Origin of the sequence: Kitasatospora sp. Root107 (genome assembly GCF_001424875.1) — a bacterium.
Lineage (GTDB): Bacteria > Actinomycetota > Actinomycetes > Streptomycetales > Streptomycetaceae > Kitasatospora.
This window is the reverse complement of the sequence record NZ_LMCT01000025.1, coordinates 36,993-60,181: the sequence shown is the minus strand read 5'-3', so window position 1 is coordinate 60,181 and position 23,189 is coordinate 36,993. Positions and strand designations below refer to the sequence as shown.

General features: G+C 71.5%; 15 protein-coding genes. 13 read left to right on the top strand and 2 right to left on the bottom strand.

Annotated elements, in window-relative coordinates:
• The first annotated feature begins 1 nt into the window (after position 1).
• From ASC99_RS21940 to ASC99_RS38780, 13 genes are all read left to right on the top strand, one after another.
• Entirely contained in the window at positions 2 to 1,081 is a 1,080-nt protein-coding gene (locus tag ASC99_RS21940; protein WP_200948372.1) for an FAD-binding oxidoreductase, read from the top strand.
• Complete coding sequence (locus ASC99_RS21935; protein ID WP_057234692.1) at positions 1,078 to 2,376, top strand: acetyl-CoA carboxylase biotin carboxylase subunit family protein; 1,299 nt, start codon at positions 1,078 to 1,080, stop codon at positions 2,374 to 2,376. The genes ASC99_RS21940 and ASC99_RS21935 overlap by 4 nt, the downstream gene beginning before the upstream one ends.
• Positions 2,373 to 2,726: a hypothetical protein gene (locus tag ASC99_RS21930; RefSeq protein ID WP_057234690.1), complete on the top strand. Its 354-nt coding sequence runs from the start codon at positions 2,373 to 2,375 to the stop codon at positions 2,724 to 2,726. Before ASC99_RS21935 ends, ASC99_RS21930 begins: the two co-directional genes overlap by 4 nt.
• On the top strand, positions 2,723 to 4,081 hold the full coding sequence (locus ASC99_RS21925) for an FAD-binding oxidoreductase (RefSeq protein WP_057234688.1): 1,359 nt from the start codon (positions 2,723 to 2,725) through the stop codon (positions 4,079 to 4,081). The genes ASC99_RS21930 and ASC99_RS21925 overlap by 4 nt, the downstream gene beginning before the upstream one ends.
• 98 nt (positions 4,082 to 4,179) lie before the next feature.
• Positions 4,180 to 4,689, top strand: a complete 510-nt coding sequence (locus ASC99_RS21920) for a flavin reductase family protein (protein WP_057234686.1) — start codon at positions 4,180 to 4,182, stop codon at positions 4,687 to 4,689.
• 2 nt (positions 4,690 to 4,691) lie between these two features.
• A complete protein-coding gene (locus ASC99_RS21915; RefSeq protein ID WP_057234684.1) occupies positions 4,692 to 5,882 on the top strand; it encodes an acyl-CoA dehydrogenase family protein in 1,191 nt (396 codons plus the stop codon).
• A 55-nt stretch (positions 5,883 to 5,937) separates the two neighbouring features.
• Complete coding sequence (gene ddaH, locus ASC99_RS21910; protein WP_057234682.1) at positions 5,938 to 6,795, top strand: dimethylargininase; 858 nt, start codon at positions 5,938 to 5,940, stop codon at positions 6,793 to 6,795.
• Positions 6,796 to 6,837: 42 nt separating this feature from the next.
• Positions 6,838 to 8,103, top strand: coding sequence for an ATP-grasp domain-containing protein (locus tag ASC99_RS21905; protein ID WP_057234680.1), 1,266 nt, complete (start codon positions 6,838 to 6,840; stop codon positions 8,101 to 8,103).
• 174 nt (positions 8,104 to 8,277) lie between these two features.
• Positions 8,278 to 9,792, top strand: coding sequence for an NCS1 family nucleobase:cation symporter-1 (locus ASC99_RS21900; protein ID WP_369824259.1), 1,515 nt, complete (start codon positions 8,278 to 8,280; stop codon positions 9,790 to 9,792).
• Positions 9,793 to 9,987: 195 nt separating this feature from the next.
• Entirely contained in the window at positions 9,988 to 13,629 is a 3,642-nt protein-coding gene (locus tag ASC99_RS21895) for a hypothetical protein (RefSeq protein ID WP_057234676.1), read from the top strand.
• 1 nt (position 13,630) lies between these two features.
• Positions 13,631 to 15,481, top strand: coding sequence for a SpvB/TcaC N-terminal domain-containing protein (locus ASC99_RS21890; protein WP_057234674.1), 1,851 nt, complete (start codon positions 13,631 to 13,633; stop codon positions 15,479 to 15,481).
• On the top strand, positions 15,370 to 19,650 hold the full coding sequence (locus ASC99_RS21885; protein WP_235583093.1) for an RHS repeat domain-containing protein: 4,281 nt from the start codon (positions 15,370 to 15,372) through the stop codon (positions 19,648 to 19,650). The genes ASC99_RS21890 and ASC99_RS21885 overlap by 112 nt, the downstream gene beginning before the upstream one ends.
• 9 nt (positions 19,651 to 19,659) lie before the next feature.
• Entirely contained in the window at positions 19,660 to 19,812 is a 153-nt protein-coding gene (locus ASC99_RS38780; protein WP_157531671.1) for a hypothetical protein, read from the top strand.
• Positions 19,813 to 19,849: 37 nt separating this feature from the next.
• On the opposite strand, the gene ASC99_RS21880 is transcribed toward ASC99_RS38780, so the two are convergent.
• Both ASC99_RS21880 and ASC99_RS21875 read right to left on the bottom strand, forming a co-directional pair.
• A complete protein-coding gene (locus ASC99_RS21880) occupies positions 19,850 to 21,406 on the bottom strand; it encodes a S8 family peptidase (protein ID WP_057234670.1) in 1,557 nt (518 codons plus the stop codon).
• A gap of 165 nt (positions 21,407 to 21,571) precedes the next feature.
• A complete protein-coding gene (locus ASC99_RS21875; protein WP_057234668.1) occupies positions 21,572 to 23,116 on the bottom strand; it encodes an APC family permease in 1,545 nt (514 codons plus the stop codon).
• Between the last annotated feature and the right edge of the window lie 73 nt (positions 23,117 to 23,189).

The window sequence follows — 23,189 nt, the reverse complement described above, 5'->3', positions numbered from 1 at the left end:
GATGGCTACCGAAGCGCGTCGGGTGCTGGTGGTCGGGGCGGGGGTGACCGGACTGCTGACGGCGGTACGGGCCTCGCTGGCCGGTCACCGGGTCACCGTGCTGGACCGGGGGGCGATCCCCAACCCGGGCTCCACCTCCTTCGACCAGCACCGCGCAGTCCGGGCACTGGACCCGGACGACCTGGCGGGAACCAGGCGCACCGCGGTCGCACACCGCAGGTGGCTGGCCATGGAAGCCCTGCTGGGTACCAAGTTCTACCGCCAGGTCGGCATGCTCTCCGCCTGGCCGGCCGCCGGGATCGACCAGGTGACCGCAGCCGCGGCCGACGCCGGTCTCCCGGTCACCCTGATGGACACCGCCGACTTCCCGCACGTGCGGTTCCCCGCCGACTCGGTCGGCGTGCTGGAGCACCAGGGAGGCGTCCTGCTCGCCGACCACGCCCTGGCGGCAGTGGTCCGCTGGCTGGCCGAGCAGCCCAACGTCACGCTCCGCCCCTGGCAGGAGGTCAAGGCGGTGGACCCGGAGACCGGCGAGGTGCACCTGCCCGACGCGGAGACCCTGGAGTCCGACCTGACGCTGATCGCCACCGGCCCCTGGTCGAAGAACCTGGTCGACCTGCCGATGCTGCTGCACCGTCAGACCCTGGTCTACCTCAAGCCACCGGAGGACCTGGCAGCGGTCTGGGAGCGGACCCCCGGCATCGGCCGGATCGGCTCCGAAGGCACCGCCTGGCTGCTGCCGCCCGGTGAGGGGACGCTGCTCAAGGCGAGCTCGGCCACCGTCTGCCGGGAGGCCGACCTGGCCGCCGACGGCAGCCCCGCCGAAGAGCTCCGCTGGGCCGAGCAGGTGCTGTCCGAGCCGATCCTGACCGACCCGAAGCGCTACACGGTGATGGCGGTCAAGCGCTGCCACTACCTGGTGGATGCCGGCACCGGCGCCGCCCACCTGATCCAGCTCGGCCCGAAGACCTGGGCCCGTACCGCCAGCGGCGGCGACGGCTTCCGTACCGCCCCGCTGGTCGCCGACCGCATCGTGGCGGCTCTCGACGACACCAACCACCTTGGAGATGAAGCGAAATGACCGGCGACGACCGAGTGCTGCTGGTGATCGGCAGCGGGCTCAAACTCTACCGCGAGTACATCATCGAGTCCGCCGCCCGGCGGGCGGGTGAACTCGGCCTCAAGCTGGTGCTGGTCAACAACCTCAAGCCCACCTGGCAGCAGGAGTACTTCGACGAGATCACCGTGGTCAACGTCTTCGACCACGAGCAACTGCGGGACGCGGCCCGGGAGATCGCCGGCCGCCGGACGGTGGTCGGGGTGGCCTGCTACGACGAGCCGCTGGTGATGCCGGCCGCCGAGCTGGCCGCCGAGTTCGGGGTCCCGGGTCTCGGGCTCGAGGGTGTGCAGGGCTGCCGGGACAAGCACCGGACCCGCTCGCTGCTCTCCGCCGCCGGACTCCCGCAGCCCGGCTTCGAGTTGACCGACACCCTGGAGCAGGCCCGGGCGGTGGCCGAGCGGATCGGCTACCCCGTGGTGGTCAAGCCGCGGGCCCTGGGTGCCTCGATGGGCGTGGTACTCGCCGAGGACGAGGCCCAGTTGGACCAGGCGTACCTGGTCGCCTCGAACGCCAGCCTGGTCGGCGACGAGCCGTTCCGCGGCGGGGCGATCGTCGAGGGCTACGCCGTCGGACCCGAGATCAGCATCGACGGTGTGGTGCACCAGGGCGAGTACCGGGCGATGTTCATCGCCCGCAAGGAGACCGGACACCACCCGTACTTCGAGGAGATCGGCCACGTCGTGGACGCCGCCGACCCGCTGCTCCGGGACCAGGAGCTGCTGGACGTGCTGGCCAAGGCGCACGAGGTGCTGAACGTCGAGAACGGGATGACCCACGCCGAGGTCAAGCTGACCAGTTACGGCCCGGTGATCATCGAGATCAACGGCCGGCTGGGCGGGGACCTGATCCCCTTCCTGGGCCGGATCGCCACCGGGATCGACGTCGGTGAGGTGCTGGTGGAGGCCGCCACCGGGATCCGCCCGGACATCGCCTTCACCCGGCACGAGGTGGCCGGCATCCGGTTCGGCTACCCGACCGAGGACGTCACCGTCCGCGAGGTGCGGGTGCCGACCGGCCTGCCAGGCCTGGTGACCGCCGCGCCGATGGTCGACCCGGGCACCGAGCTGCGGCTGCCGCCCGGCGGCTACCTGGCCAGGCACTCCTTCGTGGTCTCCCAGGCCGAGGACCGGGAGGGCGTCACCGAACGCCTCCGGATTGCACTGAACGCAGTTGAGCTGGACGCAGATCCGCTGGAACGAAAGGACGTGAGTGCGGTGCTGGAGATGCCTGCAGGGCTGTTGGACGTGGACAAATGAGGATTGATTACGACGGACGCCAGTTCCGGAAGCTCGAATCGACCGACGGGGTGGTGGCGGTCTACCACCAGCGGGACGACCTGGTCTGGGCGGACTTCGCCGGCGGACCGGTCCGCCGGGGGAGCGTGGCCGGCACCTGCAGTGAGGACGGCACGCTGCGGCTCGCCTACACCATGGTGCTGACCGGCGGAGAAGTGATCGCGGGGCATTCGACGAACACCCCGGAGGAAGGCGCGGACGGCGAACTGCTGCTGCGCGAGGAATGGGAGCGCTACGGCCCGCACGCCGAGTCCGGAACCTCCTACCTGTCGGAAGTGACGGAACGTCAGAAGCAGGAGGCAGTGCGATGAGTATCGACTGGGAGAGCCTGCGCAGCCAGGTGGACGGCCGGGTCAGCCGGCCGGGAGAGCCCGGCTTCGAGGAGAACAGCAGCGCCTTCAACAAGCGCTACGCGGGGATCACGGCGGCCGGGGTGCTCTCGGTGGCCAGTGTGGCGGACGTGGCCCGGGGGATCGCCTGGGCCCGCTCGCAGGGGCTGCCGGTGGTGGCCAGGGGCGGCGGTCACAGCTACGCCGGCCAGGCCGTCACCACCGGTCTGGTGCTCGACCTGCACGGACTGGACGCGATCACGGTGGACCGCGGCTCCGAGCTGGTCCGGGTCGGCGGCGGGGTCCGGGCCGGCCAGCTGTACGCCGAACTCCAGCGCCACGACCTGGCGGTGCCGCTCGGCAACTCGAACGACGTCGGGATCGGCGGCCTCACCCTCGGCGGGGGTGTGGCCGCGGTCTCCCGGGCCTTCGGCCTCACCTGCGACGCCCTGGTGGAGACCGACCTGGTGCTCGCCGACGGCACCCTGGTGACCTGCAACGAGCACGAGAACTCGGACCTGTTCTGGGCCTGCCGGGGCGGCGGTGGCGGCAACTTCGGAGTCAACACCTCCTTCACCTTCCAGGCCAGGCCGACCGTCGCCAGCTCCACCTGCCTGCTGATCTGGCCGCTGACCGACGCGGCCACGGTGCTGCCGGTGATGCAGCTGATCATGCAGGGCGCCCCGAACGAGTTCTCCGCCCGGATCGGCGTCAACCGCTCGTCCGGAGATGACGGAGTGGTCTCGGTGATCGGTCAGTACCTGGGCCCCGCCTCGGAGTTGCGGACGCTCCTGGCCCCCGTCCTGGACACCGTGGTGCCGGACCGGGCCGAGATCGAGGACCGGAGCTACTGGGAGGCCAAGGACTTCCTGCACCACGAGACCTCGGGTGACCCGTTCGCGGTCCGCACCAGGACGGTCAGCGAGCCGCTCTCCGAGGAGGCCGTGCACACCGCGCTGACCGCCCTGGCCAGGTGGCCGGGCAGCGCCAACCCGGACGGCGCCGGCATCGCGCTCTTCACCTGGGGCGGCGCGATCAACAAGATCCCGGCCACCGAGACCGCCTTCCCGCACCGGGACGTGCTCTTCCTGGTCTCGATGGACACCTCCTGGAGCACCGAGGACAGCGCCGAGGTCCGGCAGGCCAACCTGGACTGGCTGACCGAACTGCACGACGCGATGGGCGAGTTCGCCCGGGACGCCAGCTACGTCAACTTCACCGACCCCGACCTGCCCGGCGCCCAGTCCGCCTACTTCGGCCCCAACCTGGACCGGCTGCGGCAGATCAAGCGCCAGTACGACCCGGACCGGGTCTTCGACTTCCCGCAGGGGATCTGACAGACCGCCGGGCGCTCTTCCGGCATCTGACATACCGCCGACCGACGGACCGTCACCCGACGTACCGTCTTCCGAACCGAGCACGAGAGGACCCTGACATGTCACCCGATCTGCGCGGCGCGATGCGCAATTTCGCCACCGGAGTCTGTGTCGCCACCACCTACGCCGACCGCGAGGGCATTCGCCGCCACGACGCGGTGACGCTCAACTCCCTGACCTCGGTCTCGCTCGACCCGCCGCTGGTCTCGCTCTCCCTGCACCGTGACTCACAGTTCCTCACCGATCTGCTGGAGACCAAGAAGTGGGCGGTCTCCATCCTCGACTGCGAGGCGGAGCCGCTGGCCCGGCGGCTCGCCAAGGGACGGGTCGACCGCGCCGAAGCGGTCGACGCCCTCCCGGCCACCCCGGGGCCGAAGACCGGAGCGCTCGTCCTGGACGAGCACAGCGGCCTGGAGTGCGTGCTCTGGGACAGCTTCGACGTCGGCGACCACACGATGGTGATCGGTGAGGTGGTCTCCACCGGCGTCCGTGACCTTCAGCCCCCTCTGCTCTTCCTGCACGGCAGTTTCCAGCACCTGGCGTCCGCCAGCACCTCGAAGGAGTCCTGAAGATGTCGTCGAACAACCCGGCGGTCCCGAACACCGCCGTCGAGATCCTCGCTGCGGCCAAGGCGCTGGCCCCGCAGCTGCGGGAGCGCTCGGTGGAGATCGAACAGAACCGCCGACTCCCGGCCGACGTGGTCGAGTTGATCCGGGGCACCGGCGCCTTCCGGATGGGTTTCAGCAAGGCCTGGGGCGGCCCCGAGCTGACCTCGATCGAGCAGACCGAGGTGGTCGAGGCGCTGGCCTACGGTGACACCTCGGCCGGCTGGTGCGCGATGATCGGGATGGACTCGGGCCTGTACGCCAACTTCCTGGACGAGGTGACGGCCAAGGAGATGTTCCCCAGCATCGACATGGCCACCGCCGGGCTGCTCTTCCCGACCGGCAAGGCCGACCGGGTCCCCGGCGGCTACCGGCTCAGCGGGCGCTGGCAGTTCGGCAGCGGCATCACCCAGGCCGACTGGGTGGTCTCCGGCGCCTTCATCACCGAGGGCGGCAAGCCCTGGCCGGCCGAGGGCCCGCAGGACTCGATCCTGCTGGCGGTCCCGCAGTCCGACGTCGAGGTGATCGACACCTGGCACACCACCGGCCTGGCCGGCAGCGGGAGTTGCGACTACACGATCACCGACGTGTTCGTCCCGGAGAACCGCACGATGACCTTCGCCGAGGTCCGCAACGGCGAGGGCCCGCTGGCCCAGCCCGAGGTGCACATGCGCAACATGCCGGGCGTCCCGCTCGGGGTGGCCCGGGCGGCGCTGGACTGGGTGCGGGACCAGGTGGTCGCCAAGTCGCAGCCGGGCGGCGGGGGTTGGAACGACAACTGGCGGATGCAGGTCGCGCTGGCCGAGTGCGAGGCGGACTTCAACGCCACCCGGAGCGCGGTCTACGGCGCGATGCGGCGCCAGTGGGAGGTGCTGGCGGCCGGCGGCACGATGGACGACATGACCGCCGACGAGCGCGCGGCGCTGCCGCTGTCCCGGCTGCACGCCTTCCGGACCGCCCGCTCGATCGTGATGCGGCTGTACGACCTGATGCAGACGGGGTCGATCTACCGCCCGAGCCCCCTGGACCGCTGGCTTCGCGACACCATGACGATGTGCCAGCACGTGGTGGCCCAGGACAAGATCCTGCAGACCGCCGGCGCGTACCTGCTGGGCAGCAAGCCCGGCTTCCCGCTGAGCCTCGGCATCACCGGCTGAGACCTCGGGCGCCCCGAGCACATCTTCCAACACCCCCGGAAGGACACACACCCTCATGACCGACCTCCTCGCCCGCGAGACCGATGTGTTCGAGACCGCTGCGACCCGGCGGCAGGCACGTATCCGGCACTTCCTGATGTGCCGTCCGGACCACTTCGACGTCACGTACACCATCAACCCGTGGATGAACCCGGAGAAGCCCACCTCCAACGACCTGGCCATCGCGCAGTGGGAGGTGCTGCACACCCTGCTGGTCGAGCTCGGCCACCACGTGCAGACCATCGACGCCGAGGCCGGCCTGCCGGACATGGTCTTCGCCGCCAACGGCGCCACGGTGGTGGACGACAAGGCGCTGGTCGCCCGGTTCCGCCACCCCGAACGGGACGGTGAATCGGCGTACTACGTGGACTGGTTCCGCAAACAGGGGTTCGTGGAGGTCGTGCAGGCGCAGTACCCGAACGAGGGCGAGGGCGACTACCTGACCACCCGTCGGGCCATCCTGGCCGGCAACGGCTTCCGCTCCGACCCGCGCTCGCAGGCCGAGGCCGAGGCGCTGTTCGGCCGCCCGGTGGTCGGGCTGACCCTGGTGGACCCCCGCTTCTACCACCTGGACACCGCGCTGGCCGTGCTGGACGAGGACGAGGTCATGTACTACCCGGCCGCGTTCACCCCGGAGAGCCGCCGGGTGCTGGAGACGCTGTTCCCGGACGCGGTGCTCGCCGACGAGGCGGACGCGGTGGTCTTCGGCCTCAACGCGGTCTCCGACGGCTACAACGTGATCCTTCCGGCGGCCGCCACCGGCCTGGCCGCCAAGCTCCGGGCCAGGGGCTTCCACACCCACGGGGTGGACCTCTCCGAGCTGCTCAAGGCGGGCGGCAGCGCCAAGTGCTGCACGCTCGAACTCCGGCACTGACCCCCCACATACTTCCTTCCTTCCGTGACAGGAGAAGCACCAATGACCGAGCAGCCCTGGATCATCGTCGGCTTCGTGAACGTCCTCCCGTACATCAAGGAGTTCGCTCCCGGTTCGGTGATCGTCATCGACGAGCCGGACGTGATCCGCAAGGGTGAGGTCAAGGCCGCCCTGGAGGGCGCCGCGATGCTCCGCGAGCTGATCGAGTGGGAGTACCAACTCCCGGGCGCCGCCGATGAGTTCTTCAACACCTACCCCGACCTCCAGCCGGAGCTGGTCTCCCCGCTGGTCGAGTACGCCACCCCGTTCGCGGCCCGGCTGGCCGAGCGGTACGGCGTACCGGGGGCGGGGGCCGCGGCGGCCCAGATCCTGCGGGACAAGTCGGTGCTGCGCAAGGTCAGCCGCGCCGCCGGTGTCCCGAACCCGGCGTCCCGGGAGGTCTCCTCCCCGGACGAGGTCCGGGAGTTCGCCGCCGCCCACCCCGGCTCGCTGGTCCTCAAGCCGGCCAACCGGCAGGCCTCGGTCGGCACCAAGGTGCTGCACTCGCTGGAGGACCTGGACGCGGCCTGGGAGGAGTGCACCACGCAGGACGAGGGCAACGTGGTCCCGGACCGCGAGCGCGAACTGCGGATGCTGATCGAGCAGTTCGTGAAGGGCGAGGAGTACAGCGTCGAACTCCTGGTCCGCGAGGGCGAGGTGCTGTTCTCCAACGTCACCGGCAAGCTGCTGTTCGCCGGACCGCGCCCGATCGAGCAGGGGCACACCGTCCCGGCCGCCGGGATCTCGGCCGAGCTGAGCGAGCTGCTGGTGGCGCAGACCGAGACGGTGATCCGCTCGGTCGGGTTCGGCAGCGGCATCATCCACTGCGAGTGGATCGTCAGCGACGGCCTCCCCTACCTGGTGGAGTGCGCCGGCCGGTTCCCCGGCGACGGCATCCCGATGCTGATCGAGGAGGCCTACCGGATCAACCTGGCCGGTGACTTCTACACCGTCATGAAGGGCGGCCGCCCCGAGCCGATGCCCCGTCAGGCGGCGGGCGGCGCGGCGGTCCGCTTCCTCGAGGCGGTACCTGGCGAGGTGGTCTCGGTCACCGGCGTCGAGGCGGCCCGCGAGCTGCCCGGGGTGCTCTCCCTGACGCTGAAGGTGGCGCCCGGCGACACCGTCCAGGAGCTGCGCAGCTCCTGGGACCGGGTCGGCTCGGTGATGGCGAGCGGGCCGGACTCGCTGGCGGCGATGCGGACCGCCGAGGCGGTGGTCGACGCGGTGCGGATCGAGACCACCCCCGCCGCCGGCAGCCCGGTGAGCTGAGATGCCGTGGCCGGATGCGCCGTACCCCGGGAGGGTGTTCCCGGTGGGCGGCGCGTTCCCGGGGCTGTTCCCGGGCTGTTTCCGGCGTGAAACGGTTGGGTCCCCGGGCTAGGCAAGGGGCGGTGGAGGCGGGATCATCGACGCCACCCCACCACTCTCACCCGGGAGTTGCCCTTGTCCAGTCAGCTGGTCCACCCCGACCGCCGGGTCGAACTGCTCCCTGACGTGGCCCTCACCGATCCACGGTTCGCCAACGAGGACCTCCGTCCGGTGCCGGTCACCGACCGGCGCTGGACCACCTACAACTTCCTCGCGCTCTGGGTCGGGATGGCTCATAACATCCCGTCATGGACCCTGGCCTCCGGGCTGGTGGCGCTCGGCATGGACTGGAAGCAGGCCGTCCTCACCATCGCGCTGGGCAACCTGATCGTGCTGGTGCCGATGCTGCTCACCGGCCACGCCGGGACGAAGTACGGTATCCCGTTCCCGGTCTTCGCACGGGCGTCGTTCGGTCTGCGGGGGGCCAACCTGCCGGCGATGATCCGGGCGGCGGTGGCGTGCGCGTGGTTCGGCATCCAGACCTGGATCGGCGGCGAGGGCATCTTCCTGCTGGCGGGCAAGCTGCTCGGGACGTGGTGGCAGACCGCTGGTCAGGTGGCTGGGCAGCCGTGGACGCTGTGGCTGTCGTTCGGACTGTTCTGGGCGCTGGAGATCGCGCTGATCGCCCGGGGGATGGAGACGCTGCGGCGGTTCGAGAACTGGGCCGCACCCTTCGTGATCGTGGGTGCGCTGGCGCTACTGGCGTGGATCGCGGTCAAGGCGGGCGGCTTCGGTCCGCTGCTGTCGCAGCCTTCGACGCTCGGGTGGGGGAGCGGCTTCTGGAAGGTGTTCTTCCCCGCCCTGATGGGCATGATCGGCTTCTGGTCCACGCTGTCGCTGAACATCCCCGACTTCACCCGCTTCGGCGGCAGTCAGCGCGCCCAGATCCGCGGCCAAGCGCTCGGACTGCCGACCACCATGACCCTGTTCGCGCTGCTGTCGGTCCTGGTCACCTCGGGCTCGCAGGCGGTCTACGGCGTGCCGGTCTGGGACCCGATCGCGCTCGCAGCGAAGATGGACAACACCGCGGCGATCCTGTTCGCCCTGCTGACCGTCCTGGTGGCCACCCTGTCGGTGAACATCGCGGCCAACGTCGTCAGCCCGGCATACGACCTCGCCAACCTACTGCCGCGCTTCATCAACTTCCGTACCGGAGCGCTGATCACGGGCGTGGTCGGCATCGCCATCATGCCGTGGAAGCTGATCGCCAACCCGCACGTCTACATCTTCACCTGGCTCGGCGTCGTCGGCGGCCTGCTCGGCACCGTCGCGGGCATCCTCATCGCCGACTACTGGCTGATCCGCCGCACCGAACTCGTCCTCGACGAGCTGTACCGCCCGGCCGGCCGCTACTGGTACACCGCCGGCTGGAACCTGCGTGCCGTCCTCGCCCTCCTGGTCGGCGGCGTCCTCGCCGTCGGCGGCTCGTACTCGGCCATCGGCTCGGACGGGGCCAAGCAGGGCCCCTTCCCTGCCGATGGCCTCATCCCCTTCCTCAAGCCCCTCGCCGACTACGGCTGGGCCGTCGGCCTCGCCTCCGCCCTCCTCGCCTACACCCTCCTCAGCCTCAACACCCGCTCCCGGCGCTGAGGCATCGTTGGCCGTACGCCGGTCGGGTGAGGGAGCCGTGGCGAACCCCGGGAGTCACTGCATGTCCTGGAAGGGTGGGAGCGGTGACGGTGCCGACGGGGTATCCGTTGTCGCACCGGGATAACCAAGCCGTCCATGCCGGCCCGGTCGTGACGCTGCGGCGAACTCTCTGGGCGGCGTGGACGAGGAGTTGTCATGCCGGACTTCAGTGCCATGGTGATGCGTCCGACACCTGTGCTCCGCGACCGGGACGTGCTCCTCGCCGAGGTGGGGCGGCTCGGGTCGGGGCGCGCCTCGGATGCCGTGCGCGCTTCGATCGCCGAGATCGAGCTGGCCGTCCAGGCCGCGGACTCCGAAGCCGAGCGTGGCGCCTACGATGCCGCCCTGAGTGGGTATCGGCGGGCACGCGGGCTGGTGTTCCGGCTTCTGCACCCCGAGTTCAACGTCTCGCAGTGGGTCCGGGAGAGGCACGCCGTCGCGTTGCCCACCGGAGCCGACATGGAGAGGTCGCTGCTCGAGACGGGCGCACGGCTGGTGTCGACGCTCCTGCCCGAGTACGCCGAGTCCCCGGCCCTGATCAAGATGTCGGTCGGTGAACCGGTCGACGAGAGGTTGGCCCGGTACACGGGCTCGGGCTTCCGCCGGGAGTCCACCGGCGACGAGCTCCTGGAGGCCGCTGCACAGCAGGCGATCACGCTGCTCGCCGATGGCAAGGCCGGGCAGGCCGTGCCGGTGCTTCAAGAGGCGTTGCGGTCGGCGTCCGGCCAGGACGCGACGCCGCACGCACTGGCGAGTATGCAGCTGAACTTGGCCGCCGCGCTGCTCCAGGACGGTTCCCCGGGGCCGGCCGGGAAGGCCGCGGCCAGGGCCGCCAGGAGCTTCGAAGACGCGGGCGACCAGGTGGGTCGGGCACAGGCACTGCACACGCAGGCCGTCGGCGCATGGGCCGACGGCGATTCCGGCACTGCCAGGGAATTGTTCGTGCAGGTCGACGAGGTACTTCGCGAGCGGGACGGGTTGCTCCAGCGCGCCTCGGCGTCCGACGGGCACCACCCGTCCGACGGGCACCAGCCGGTGGGTGAGGCCGGCGGCCTCGCGCTGCGGGCGGCGACGCGCAAGGTGGCCGGGGACGGGATGGCGCTGCGGTTGGGCGTCGACGCGGCGAGGCCCGCGTTCGCCGAACGGCCCGGTGCCGACCGGGCCGATGTGGTCCCGACGGCGCTGGTGGGACGGAACGGCCGTTCGCCCGAGGTGCTCGACCCGGCCCGTGAGCACGACGTACACACCATCGCCCTTCGGCTGCCGGGCCGCGTCGACGGCTGGCATGTCCTTCCCGCAGTCAGCCCGGCCGAGCACAAGGCCGCCTCACTGCCGTGGAAGGTCGCCATCCCGGTGGGACAGGGACTCGCCGAGTTCTCCGTGCACACCGACCCGGGCGCGATGACCGAGCACCTCAGCGAGCTGGTCTACGCGGGACGTTTGACCGCGGCCACAACCGCCGACCTGCGGCTGGTCTCGGTGGACGCGGCCAGCACTGCCGCCTACCTCACCCACCTCTACTGTTACGCGCTGTTGGTGCGCTGCGCGGACGTCCAACACGCGCTGGGCCGGTACCAGCAGGCCGAGGAGGACTATCTGGCGGCCGCCGGATACAGCTTCCTCAACCCTGGATCCGAGGCGCTCTCGCTCTGGGTACGCCTCGCCCGCAACGCCCTGGAGTGGGGCCACGCCTGCTATCGGGCCGAGGACTTCACCGGTGCCCGGGCGCAGTACACCAAGCTGGTCGCCGAGGACTCCACCGTGCCCGCGGCCTCGCTGCTGTTCACGACGGCGGGCCTGACGGCTCCGGCCGACACGGCCCGCGACGTCATCGCCCACCTGGGCGACCGGCCGCTGCCCGAGCTCCAGTGGGAGATCGCGCAGCACCTGCTCAGCGCTCTGTCGTACCTGGTGCAGCTGGCCGAGGGGCTGGACTTCTACGGTCTGCTGCTCTCGCCCATCCACACCTTCGAGTACCTGCAGAGCGTCGCCCGCGGGTTCGCCCAGGAGGCGGTCCAGGCCGAGCGGGAGTACGTCAACTTCCGCAGCCGGCAGCAGATCGAGGCGGCGACCCGGCGCGACCTGGAGACCATGCGGGCGATGGCGCGGGCCGAGGCACAGGGACGCGAGGAGCAGTACCGCGCCGCCCAGGCCGACGCGGCCGCCGCGCAGCGTGCGGTCGATCTGGCGGTCCGGCGCCGCGATGACGCCGTCGCACAGCGCGACGCCTACGCCGCCGCCAGCTGGACCCAGATCTGGTCGCAGGCGGCCGCCACCGCCCAGGGCATGGGCTCGGACTCGTGGTTCAACGAGATCAGCGAGCTGGCCGACAAGCTTGACCGCGGTGAGTCGATCAGCGGTGAGCGCGGCAAGCTCGCGGCGGCCTACACGCTCCGGGCCGGCCGCCGCAACCGCGAGTACGAGCTGGCCAAGATGGCTGACGGCATCGCCGAGCTGACCGCCGCGATCCCGGTCGCCCAGGCCCAGGCCGCCTCGGCGCAGCATGCGGCCAAGGCGGCGGAGATCGCCTGGCAGGCGGCGCTGCAGCGGGTACAGCTGGCGGATGCCGCACTGACCGCTTTCGACGCCAACGAGTTCACCCCCGAGGCCTGGTCCGCGATGGCGGACGTCATGCGGGACATCTCACGGGACTACCTGTGGCGCGCAATCCGCATCGCGAAGCTGATGGAGCGCGCATACAACTTCGAGAACGACGCCGCGCTGAACGTGATCAAGGACCAGTACGGGTACGCGCTGGCCAACGCGGCAGGCTCCGACGCGGTCCTGCTCGGCGGCGACGGACTGCTCGCCGATATCGAGTCGTTCACCTACACCGCCATCACCACCACGCGCCGCAAGCGGAGCAGGATCAAGGACGTCATCTCGCTGGCCGCCGAGTTCCCCGCGCACTTCGAGCAGTTCCGGCGCACCGGGGTGCTCGCGTTCGAGACCGATCTGTATGAGTTCGACCGACTGCACCCCGGCTTCCACCAGCAGCGGATCGAGGCGGTGGAAGTGCAGTTCGTCGGCCTCGTGCCGGAGGAGGGGCTCAACGGTACCTTCGCCGCGGGCGGGGTGACCCGCTTCCGGCAGCGCGACGGCGGGATCGGCCAACGCGTGCACCAGGTCGACACCATGGCGCTGTCGGACTTCGAGCTGCGCAACGACCTCTTCGTGTACGGCACGGACACCGGTGTGCGCGGGCTGTTCCAGGGCCTGGGGCTGGGCACCACCTGGGAGTTGAGGCTGCCGCGGCGCGGCAACAACTTCGACTTCGCCCGGATCGCCGATGTCCAACTCGTGGTGTACTACACGGCCGAGTTCGACCTCGGGCTGCGGGAGACCGTGTTGACCCGGCCGCCGCGCCCCGGCGAGCTGTCCGCCGTGCGCACCGTCAACCTGCGCTACGACGCACCCGACGCGTGGTACGGCTTCTACCGCGACAGCGGCGTCGACTTCACGCTCGACCCCGTCCGAATGCCGGCGAACCAGCGCGACTTCACCATCGAGTCGGTGCAGCTGCGGGTGCAGCCGCGCCCCGGTACCGATCCGGCCGGGATGACGCTGACGGTGACCGCACCCGGGCAGTCGCCCGTCGCGGTGACCAGCGACACGGAGGGCGCCGTCGACCTGACCGCGGCCCTGCCCGCGCTCGTCGGCACCAGCCCGCTCGGCGGCTGGCGGCTGGAACTGACCGGCGGGCCGTCGGTCACCGAGGACGGCGTCGTCCGGCCGGACCGGCTGGTGTCGGTGCAGGTCGGCGTCGAGTACTCCTTCGGCTATCCCGCGGAGGCGTGAGATGCGCGGCGACTCCGGCCTGGGGCAGGTCGCGCTCCCGGGCGCCGGCGGAGGGGTGGCACCGCTCGGCGACCGTTTCCAGCCCGACCTGGTGCGCGGCAGCGGGAGCTATGCGGTTGCGCTGCCGTGCCCTAAGGGGCCCAACGACTTGCAGCCGGCACCGTCGCTGACGTACTCGACCGGCTCCGGCAACGGGCCGTTCGGGGTCGGCTGGCGGCTGGAGCCCCTGCGGATCGAGCGCCGTACCGACCGCGGGCTGCCCGGCTACACCGACGACGACGAGTTCACCCTGGGCGGCGCGGAGGTGCTCGTCGACATCGGCGGCGGGGTGTACCGCCCCCGTACCGATACCCAGCACTGGAGGATCGAGCGGCTTCCGGGTCTCGATCCGGCGCGAGGCTGGCGGATCCAGGACGGCCGGGGTGGCACCCAGCTGCTCGGGGTGTCCGAGGCGTCGCGGGAGACCGGACCAGCCGGCGAGGTGTTCGGGTGGTGGCTGGCCGAGGAGTCCGACCCCGCTGGGAACACCGTGCGGTACGAGTACCTGCGGGACGGACAGCGGCTCTACCCGGCCGCGCTCCGCTGGTCGGTCTGGGCGTTGGAAGTCGCGTACGAGCCGCGCGCGGACGTACTGCGGTCGGGCCGGGCCGGCTTCCTGCGGACCACCGGGCTGCGGGCCCGCACCATCGCGCTGCACTCCACGCTGTCCGGGGCGGCACAGCCGCTGCGGAGCTGGCGGCTCGAGTACAGCGAGGCGGCGAACGGCGCCTCGCTGCTGCGCCGAATCGAACTGTCCGCCGGCGAGGGCGCCGAGCGGATTGCACAACCCCCGCTGACCTTCGACTACGCCCCGTTCGAGGTCGCCGACGCCCGGGTCGACCGGATGGCCGCGCTGCTGCCGCCTCCCCGGATCGGGGACCCGGGTACCCAACTGGTCGACCTCGACGGTGACGGGCTGCCAGACGTGCTGCAGTTCGCCGACGGTGTCGCCCTGCGCTGGCACAACAGCGGCGGCGCGTTCGAGGGCCCGTTCCGGCTGGCGGCGCTGCCCTCCCTGGTGTCGCTGGCCCGCGGCAACGTCGCCCTCGCGGACCTCGACGGAGACGGCCGCGCGGACCTGTTCGCCGTCGACCAGCCCACCTCACTGACCTTCCGCGCCGACGGGCACGGCGGCTTCGAGGATCTCCCGCAGGTCGCTGCGCAGCGCCCGTCCGTGCGGCTGGCCGACCCCGCGACCCGGCTGACCGACCTCGACGGTGACGGCGTCACCGACCTGCTCTGGACCGGCCCGGACGCCTTCGTCGCCTTCCGGCACGCCCCGGGCCGGGGCTGGCAGGAACCGGCCGTGATCCCGCGCGTCCGCGACCTCGACGCGTTCCCCGACGTCCGCTTCGGTGAACGCGGGGTGCGCCTCGGTGACCTGACCGGTGACGGCCTGCAGGACATCGTGCTGCTGCGGAGCGGCCAGGCGTGCTACTGGCCGGCACTCGGCGGCGGTCGCTACGGGCCCCGGGTGACGCTGACCGGCGCGCCCGTGCTTCCCCCCGGCTACCGGGATGATCAGCTGCACCTCGTCGACATCGACGGCGACGGCTGCGCGGACGTCGTGTACTTCGGAGACGAGGGCACCACGGTCTGGCTGAACCGCTGCGGCAATGGCTTCGCGCCGCCGGTGTCCGTGCCGATCGCGCCGCCGCCGGGCCGCCGCGTCCTGCCCGCCGACCTGTCCTGCCCGCCGACCTGTACGGGGACGGGCGGCCCGGGTTCGTCTGGGACGGTGGCGCGGCCCCCGGGGACAGCGGCTACCGGGTGCTGCGGTTCGCTGCCGCGAGCGAGGCACCGTACCTCATGACCGTGGTGGACAACGGCATGGGCGGTATCTCCCGGATGCGGTACCGGACCACCACCGCGATGCGACGGTTGGACGAGGCGGACGGGCACCCGTGGAGCGGGTCGCTGCCGCTCGTCGTCCACGTGCTCGCGTCGCTCGATCGGACGGACACCGTCACCGGTCGGACGACGGCCACCGCCTTCCGCTACCACGACGGAGTTTGGGACGGGCCGAACCGGGAGTTCCGCGGCTTCCGCGGGGTGACCGTGGACGGCGGGGATCCCTTGGTACCGGTGCGCCAGCAGGTGAGCTTCTTCCAGGGTGACCCGGACGAGCCGGACCTCGTCGAGCGGGCCAGGCAGCGGGCGCTGGCCGGCAGTCCGGTCGGCACCGAGAGCTTCGAGCGTGACGGCACGGGGTGGCGGCCGCTCCAGCGCTCGGCCCAGCGCTGGGACGCCCGGCTCGAGTACGACGACGGTCCGTCCGGGAGTGTCTGGTTCCCCTTTGTCGCCGAGATCGAGACAACGGAACCGGGCGTCCCGGACCGGGTGGAGCGCACCACCCACGCACACCACGACCCGTACGGCAATCTGACGGTGCAGCTGCGGGCGAGCTTCGCCGACGGCGCGCCACAGGAGGAGTGGTTGCGCTCCGAGGAGCGCACCGAGTGGGTGGCGGCCCCGGCGGACCCGGCCGTCGACCGCTGGCTGGTGCACCTTCCGGCGAGGGTGACGGCCCTGGCGGGCGACGGAACTCCGTTCGGCGGCCGCATCACCCGTTACGACGGGCCCGACTTCGAGGGGCTGGCCACGGGCACGGCGAGCGCCGGGCTGACCACCGCCGTCTGGGAGGCCCGGCTGCTGGACGCCCGCCTGCCTGCGGCCCACTTCGACGGTACCGATCCGGCCGACCTCGGCTACGTACGCGTGGAGGGGCCGGCAGCGGGGTGGTACGCGCGGGCCGAGGCGGTGCGCCGGGACGCCCGGGGCAACCCGGTCGAGATGCGCGATCCGACCGGTGCCGCCACTGTCACCGCGTACGACGCGGACGGCGTGTTCCCGACGGCCGCGACGGACGGGGCCGGGCGGACCACGACGATCTCCTTCGACCTTCGCTCCTGCGAGCCCTCGACCACCGTACTGCCCGGCGGTCGCACGACCCGCTCGGAGTTCGACCTCCTCGGCCGCCTGATCGCCGTGTACGAGTCACCGTCCGGGCCGGACGGCACTGAGCAGTTGACCAAGGCGTGGGCGCTGGACTGCGCGAACGTGCCGGGGTCGGTCACCTCCTACGCCCCGTCCGCGCCCGGGGCGCAGCGCGCCGCGCTGCTGGCTGCCGACCCGATGACGTTGCCGGACACCGCCGGGGTCTCGGTGTCCCGGGTGTTCCACGACGGCTTCGGCAACCCGCTGGTCACCGCGACCACCGTGCCGGGCCCGCCGGGTGCCCCGTCCCGGGCCGCGCTGACCGACCGAGTGGTGCTGGACGGCCGCTCACTGGTCGTGGCCAAGCTCGCCCCGGCCTTCGCCGCGGACCTCGGTTGGCCCGGCGTCCCGGCACCCGAACAGCTGGCACACCCGTCCACCCAGCACACCAGCTACGACGCCGCGGGACTGGTGACCGGAGTCACCGATCCCGGCGGGGCGGTGTTCGCCGCCGAGCGGGCGCCCTTCACCATCGCGCACCGGGAGGGCGGGCCGGTCGGGGCGCTGACCCGCGAGGAGCGGTACGACGCACGCGGCCGGCTCACGGCGGTGCTCGAACACGTCGGCGACGGCACGGTCGCGGAGCACCGGTACGAACTCGACCCGGACGGCCGGGTGGCGGTGCTGCGGGACGGCATGGGGGCGGAGGTGGCGAGCTGGCTGCACGCCGGGCCGTCCGAGCCGGTACGGATCAGCCACCGCGACGCGGGCAGCCGGCACTACCTGCGCGACGCGGCCGGACGGCTGGTGCGCCAGACCGGATCCGACGGCGCCGAACTGCGTTATTCCTTCGATGTGTTGGGCCGGGTCACGGCAGTGGACCAGGTCCCGGTCGGGGGCGGGGCACCGGTGCGTGTGCGCGAGGTCGTGTACGACGCCGACCCCGACCCCGCCCACCCGTCCGCCGGGCGGTTCCTCGACGGCCGGGTCGCGGTACTGCACGAAGGCCCCATCGGATCGGCCGCCACTTTCCGGTACTCGTACGACGCCGCCGGCCGGCCGGTGACCGAGGAGCAGACCGTCGACGGGGAGACTCTGACCCTGCGCCGGGAGTACGACCTCCAGGGCCGGCTGGTCGCACTCGCCTACCCCGACGGGGCGCGCGTCGGCTACCAGCTGCACGCGGGCGGGGCCGTGCTCGCCGTCGGGGGTTTCGCCGACGCGGTGGAGTACGCGGCCGACGGGGCGCTGCTGGCGTACCGGCTGCCCGGCGGGGCCCGCGTGGAGACCCCGCGCGACCCCGACTCCGGCCGCCTGGCCGCCGTTCGGGCCGTGCCGGCGGGCGGCGGGCCGGTGCTGCGCGCGCTGGAGTACACGTACGGCGGAGACGGCAGCATCACCGGGATGCTGGACACCGCACCGGGCGGTACGGAGCTCAGCGAATTCCGCTACGACGGACTGCACCGGCTCGTCGACGCCACCGTGCGCGACGGTGGCCCCAGCGGAGCGGTGGTGCGGCGGCACGTGTACGCGTACGACCTCGCGGGGAACCTGCTCACGTTCGGCGACGCCGGGGGAGCGGACCTCGACTACACCGATGCGGCCCGCCCCGGCCGGGTCACTTCCGTGCGCCGCCCCGGCGCGCCCGCGGCACCCGTCGCGTACGGCGCACGCGGTGAGGTCACCGGGTACGGCGGTCTGAGCGGGCTGCTGATGGACGCCTTCGACCGGCTGGTGCACGCGGTCACCGTGCTGCCCGGCGGGGGGACGGCGACGGTCGGCTTCCGGTACGACCCGCAGGGGCGCCGCGTGCTCAAGGAGGTGCGCGACGGGGCGGGAGCGCTGACGGCTCGGACCCGCTACCTGGCCGGGCTGTGGGAGATGTCCGCGGAGCGCACCGTGCGGCAGGTGTTCCTCGGCTCCCAGCTGCTGGCCGAGGTCGAGACCCCGGTCGGCGGCGTGCCGAGCACCCGGTTCCACCTCTGCGACCACCACGGCACAGTGGTGGCGGCGCTGGACTCCGTCGGCACCGTGCTGGCCTGGCAGCGGTACGCGCCATTCGGTTCGACCCAGGCCGCCGGCCCAGGCGGACCGGCCCGCTACCTCGGCCGCGAGCCCGACGTGGAGCTGGCGCTGCTGCAGCTGGGTGCCCGCTGGTACGACCCGGCCCTGGGGCGCTTCCTGTCCGCGGACTGGTACGTGCTGGAGCACCCCGGCAAGGTCGTGCGGCTGCCGCAGGGCTTCGCCGTCTACGCGTACGCGCTGAACAACCCGCTGTCCTTCAAGGACCCGTCCGGCCTGTGGTTCGGTATCGACGACCTGATCGTCGTTGCGGTCGGCTTCGCCGTCGGCTTCGTCACCGGGCTGGTCTACGGCCTGGCGAACGGCCAGGGCTGGGGCAGTCTGCTGACCGCCCTGGAGACCGGGCTGACCACGGCCGCCGGCGCCTGGCTGGGCTGGACGGTCGCCGGCCCGTTCGGGCTCGCCATGGGCGGGATGAACGGACTGATCTGCGGCCTGCACGGGGTCTACGACTGGTCCAGTCCGTCCGGCTGGCTCTCCTTTCTGTCCGACTCGACCTGGAGTCTGATCGGCACCTCGCTGGGCAACGTCGTGCACGTGATCAATGTGTTCTACAAGGATGCCAACTACCGTGAGGACCTGAGCCGACGGCAGAATCGCAACGTCTACGAGGGCGGCTTCGCGCTGAAGAAGGACTTCGCCTTCACCCAGGGCAACGTCATCTCCAACGCCGGGCAGGGCGGCAAGGGCATCAACGCGTCGTTCATCGCCAACCACGAGGAACTGCACATCACGCAACAGCGGTTCTTCGGCCCGCTGTTCCAGACCACCTACGTCGTGTGGGCGGTAGGCGGCGTGATCGTCGGGAGCGTCGTCTGGCTCTGGCACACCGACACCGGTGCCTCCGGCCTCGGCAGCCTCATCGAGACCGCGGCCTACTACGACAACCCCTTCGAGTACTGGGCCTACAAGAATGACAACAACTGGCCGCCGTCCGGGGCCAATCCCACCCTCACGTACTGAGCCGGCGGCATGGCTTGGCGGCGTATCGGCGGCCCGTTCCCGGCCGACGGGCTGATCCCGCTGCTCAAGCCGCTGGCCGACTACGGCTGGGCGGTCGGCTTCGGGGCGGCGCTGCTGCTTTACACGGCCCTGATGCGGCTCGCCCCGCCGCCGGCCGGGTGATCGACCGGCCGGCGGCGGATGTCAGGAGCAGCTCGGGTCAGAACCGGAGGGTCCAGCTGTCCAGGTAGCCGCTGAAGATCTGGAGGACGTCGGTGACCCGCAGCCGCCAGACGCCGTTGGCGGTCTCGCTGGAGGCGTCGATGCCGTAGATGCCGGTCAGGCCGTCGGTGCCGTCGGCGATGTCCTCCTCCTTGACCAGGTAGACCGTGCCGTCCGGGGCGATCAGTTCGACCCGCAGGTCGCCGCTCCAGCCGTGCTTGATGTCGAGCTCGACCTCGAGGTCGGCCGGGGCGCGGCCGGTGACGCCGGTGACGGTGACCGGGGAGGTGATCGGGCCGTCGTCGGTGATCTGGTCGGTGGTGTTGGTGAAGCGCGGGCCCGGCGGGCGGAGCGGCGCGGTGCCGGTGTACAGCAGCCGGTCGGGGGAGCCCTCGCCGAGGTCGTGCAGGGAGCCCGTCACGGCGCTGCCGGTCAGGGCGGTGGCCACCTGGGCGGGGGTGGCGGTGCGGTGGCTCGCCAGGTAGAGGGCGGCGGCGCCCGCCACGTGCGGGGCGGCCATCGAGGTCCCCGACATGCTGGTCTCGCCGTCCTCCCACCAGGTGGCGGCGGAGACGATGTCCGAGCCGGGGGCGAACAGGTCCACCAGCGGGCCGTAGTTGGAGTAGGAGGCGCGGCTGTCGCTGCTGGTGCTGGCGCCGACCGTGAGCGCGGTGGCCACCCGGGCGGGCGAGTGCTCGGAGGCGTCCACGCCGGAGTTGCCGGCCGCCACCGTGTAGGTGAGGCCGGAGGCGATCGAGTTGCGGACGGCGGTGTCGAGCGCCTCGTCCGGATCGCCGCCCAGGCTCATGTTGACCACGGCCGGCTTGACGGCGTGCGAGGTGACCCAGTCGATGCCCGCCACGACCTGCTCGGTGGTGCCGGAGCCGGAGTCGTCGAGTACCCGGACGGCGACCACCTTGGCCTGCTTGGCGACCCCGTGCAGGGTGCCCGCCACGGTGGCCGCGACGTGGGTGCCGTGGCCGTATCCGTCGTCGGCCACGTTGTCGCCGTCGATGGCGTCGTAGCCGTAACTGGCCCGGCCGCCGAAGTCGTGGTGCTCGATCATCACCCCGGTGTCGACGATGTACGCGGTGACCCCCTGGCCCGCCGTGTCGGGGTAGGTGTACTGCTTGTCGAGCGGCAGCCGCCTGCGGTCGATCCGGTCCAGGCCCCAGGACGGCGGTTCGGTCTGGGTGGCGGTGGCGTCCAGCCGGACCCGGCGGTTGGGTACCACCGAGGCGACGGCTGGGTCGGCCGCGAGGCGGCGGGCCTGCCGGGAGTCGAGTTCCACCGAGTAGCCGTGGAACGCCGCGTCGAAGCTGCGGCGCAGCTTCCCGTGGTAGCGGGCGGCCAGCTCGGAGCCGGAATCGGCCTTGAGCGCCCGGGACTTGAGGATGACCAGGTAGCTGCCCGGGACGGTGCCAGGTGCACCGTCGCCGCGCACCACGCCCTCCCGGTCGGCGGCGACGGCCGGGGCGCCGCCCGCAACGGCAAGCGCCGTGGCGAGCAGCAGTGCGGCCGGGACGCGATGGGACAGCAGGAGTCTGCGGAGCATGGTTTCCCCCCTTGCTCGGCCCGCGCCGGAGTGGCGGCGGGCATGCCGGAGGAGGCCGTGCCGGAACGGTTCGTGGTCTCCCCCCACTGCTACGAGCCTGACGGATCGTCAACTGTTCGGCAAGGAGGGTGACTTGTTTCAGCCGGTGACCGCAGGGTGCGTCGGTCAGTCCTCGACGATCAGGGAGGGCGTGTCGTGCCGCAGGGTCTCGCCCCGGAAGTACGCGGGGGCGCGGTACTGCCACAGGAACATCAGGACCACACCGAGCAGCAGCAGTCCGAAGCCGATCAGGAAGACGGTGCCGACGCCGAACAGCGAGGTGCCGGAGCCGTAGTCCGGGTCCCAGGTGTCGACGGTGGTCTTGGCGAAGATCAGGGTGAGCAGTACCGCACCGGTCAGCGGGAAGAAGCCCTTGAAGAGGAAGTCCCGGACCGAGTGGGTGAGTTCACGGCGGAAGTACCAGACGCAGGCGTAGGAGGTGAGGCCGTAGTAGAAGCAGATCATCAGGCCCAGCGCGAAGATGGTGTCCACCAGCACACTGTCGCTGACCAGGGTCATCACCGAGTAGAAGACCGTGGTGCCCACCCCGGAGACCAGGGTCGCGGTGGACGGGCTGGCGAAGCGCGGGTGGACGTTGGCGAGCCTGGCCGGGACGGCCCGGTAGGTGCCCATCGCCAGCATGGTGCGGGCCGGCGGCAGAAAGGTGGTCTGCAGGCTGGACGCGGAGCTGGCCAGTACGGCGATGAAGATCAGGATCGCCAGGTTGCCGAGCACCGGATCGGCCAGCGCCGCGAAGACGTTGTCCTCGGTCTCCGGATTGCCCAGGCCGTACGAGGTGCTGCCGACCCCGGCGAAGCGCTGGGCCGCGATCGCGACCACCAGGTAGCTGGTGAGGATCACCAGCATGGTGAGCAGCGCCGCCCGGCCCGGCGTCTTTGCGCTGCCGCTGGTCTCCTCGTTGACGGTCAGTGAGGTGTCCCAGCCCCAGTAGATGAAGAGCGAGAGCGAGAGCCCTGCCGTGAAGGCGGCGAAGGACTCGACCGCGAACGGGTCCAGCCACTGCCAGCTGAACTCGATGGCCAGCTCGGAGCGCCCCTGGTCGGCCTTGACGAAGGCGAACAGCGCGAACAGCGCCAGCACCACCAACTGGAGTCCCACCAGGACGTACTGGACCTCCTTGGTGAGCCCGACCCCCCGGTAGGCGATCGCGGTGGCGGCGGCGACGAAGACCACGCAGGTCAGGACGTTGAGGCCCTTGTTGTCCGCCAGATCCGCCAGGCCGGGGTGGTCGAAGACCCGGGCCAGGAAGAGGTAGAAGAACGAGACCGCCACCCCGGCCAGGTTGGAGAGCACGATGATGGTGGCCACCACCAGACCCCAGCCGCACATCCAGCCGACGTGCGGGCCGAACGCCTTCGCGGTCCAGGTGAACGAGGTGCCGCAGTCCGGCATCACCCGGTTCAGCTCCCGGTACGCGAAGGCCACCAGCAGCATCGGCAGGAAGCCGGCCAGGAACACCGCGGGCATCTGCAGCCCGACCTGACCCACCGTCGGCCCCAGGGTCGCGGTCAGCGCGTACACCGGCGCCACCGAGGAGACGCTGAGCACCACGCTCGCCACCAGGCCGACCGCGCCGGAGCGCAGACCCTTCTCCTGCAGGTCCGGCTCCGCCAGGTGTTCGCCGTCGGTACTGCGGTCACTCGCGCGCACTAGGGCCTCTCTTTCGGGTCACGCCGGGCGGTCGCGCACTAGGGCCTCTCTTTCGGGTCACGCCGGGCGGTCG

Bases quoted from the DNA above. Each gene is read 5' to 3' on its own strand.
- ASC99_RS21940 (WP_200948372.1), top strand. From the start codon at position 2: ATGGCTACCGAAGCGCGTCGGGTGCTGGTGGTCGGGGCGGGGGTGACC.
- ASC99_RS21935 (WP_057234692.1), top strand. From the start codon at position 1,078: ATGACCGGCGACGACCGAGTGCTGCTGGTGATCGGCAGCGGGCTCAAA.
- ASC99_RS21930 (WP_057234690.1), top strand. From the start codon at position 2,373: ATGAGGATTGATTACGACGGACGCCAGTTCCGGAAGCTCGAATCGACC.
- ASC99_RS21925 (WP_057234688.1), top strand. From the start codon at position 2,723: ATGAGTATCGACTGGGAGAGCCTGCGCAGCCAGGTGGACGGCCGGGTC.
- ASC99_RS21920 (WP_057234686.1), top strand. From the start codon at position 4,180: ATGTCACCCGATCTGCGCGGCGCGATGCGCAATTTCGCCACCGGAGTC.
- ASC99_RS21915 (WP_057234684.1), top strand. From the start codon at position 4,692: ATGTCGTCGAACAACCCGGCGGTCCCGAACACCGCCGTCGAGATCCTC.
- ddaH (WP_057234682.1), top strand. From the start codon at position 5,938: ATGACCGACCTCCTCGCCCGCGAGACCGATGTGTTCGAGACCGCTGCG.
- ASC99_RS21905 (WP_057234680.1), top strand. From the start codon at position 6,838: ATGACCGAGCAGCCCTGGATCATCGTCGGCTTCGTGAACGTCCTCCCG.
- ASC99_RS21895 (WP_057234676.1), top strand. From the start codon at position 9,988: ATGCCGGACTTCAGTGCCATGGTGATGCGTCCGACACCTGTGCTCCGC.
- ASC99_RS21890 (WP_057234674.1), top strand. From the start codon at position 13,631: ATGCGCGGCGACTCCGGCCTGGGGCAGGTCGCGCTCCCGGGCGCCGGC.
- ASC99_RS38780 (WP_157531671.1), top strand. From the start codon at position 19,660: ATGGCTTGGCGGCGTATCGGCGGCCCGTTCCCGGCCGACGGGCTGATC.
- ASC99_RS21880 (WP_057234670.1), bottom strand. From the start codon at position 21,406: ATGCTCCGCAGACTCCTGCTGTCCCATCGCGTCCCGGCCGCACTGCTG.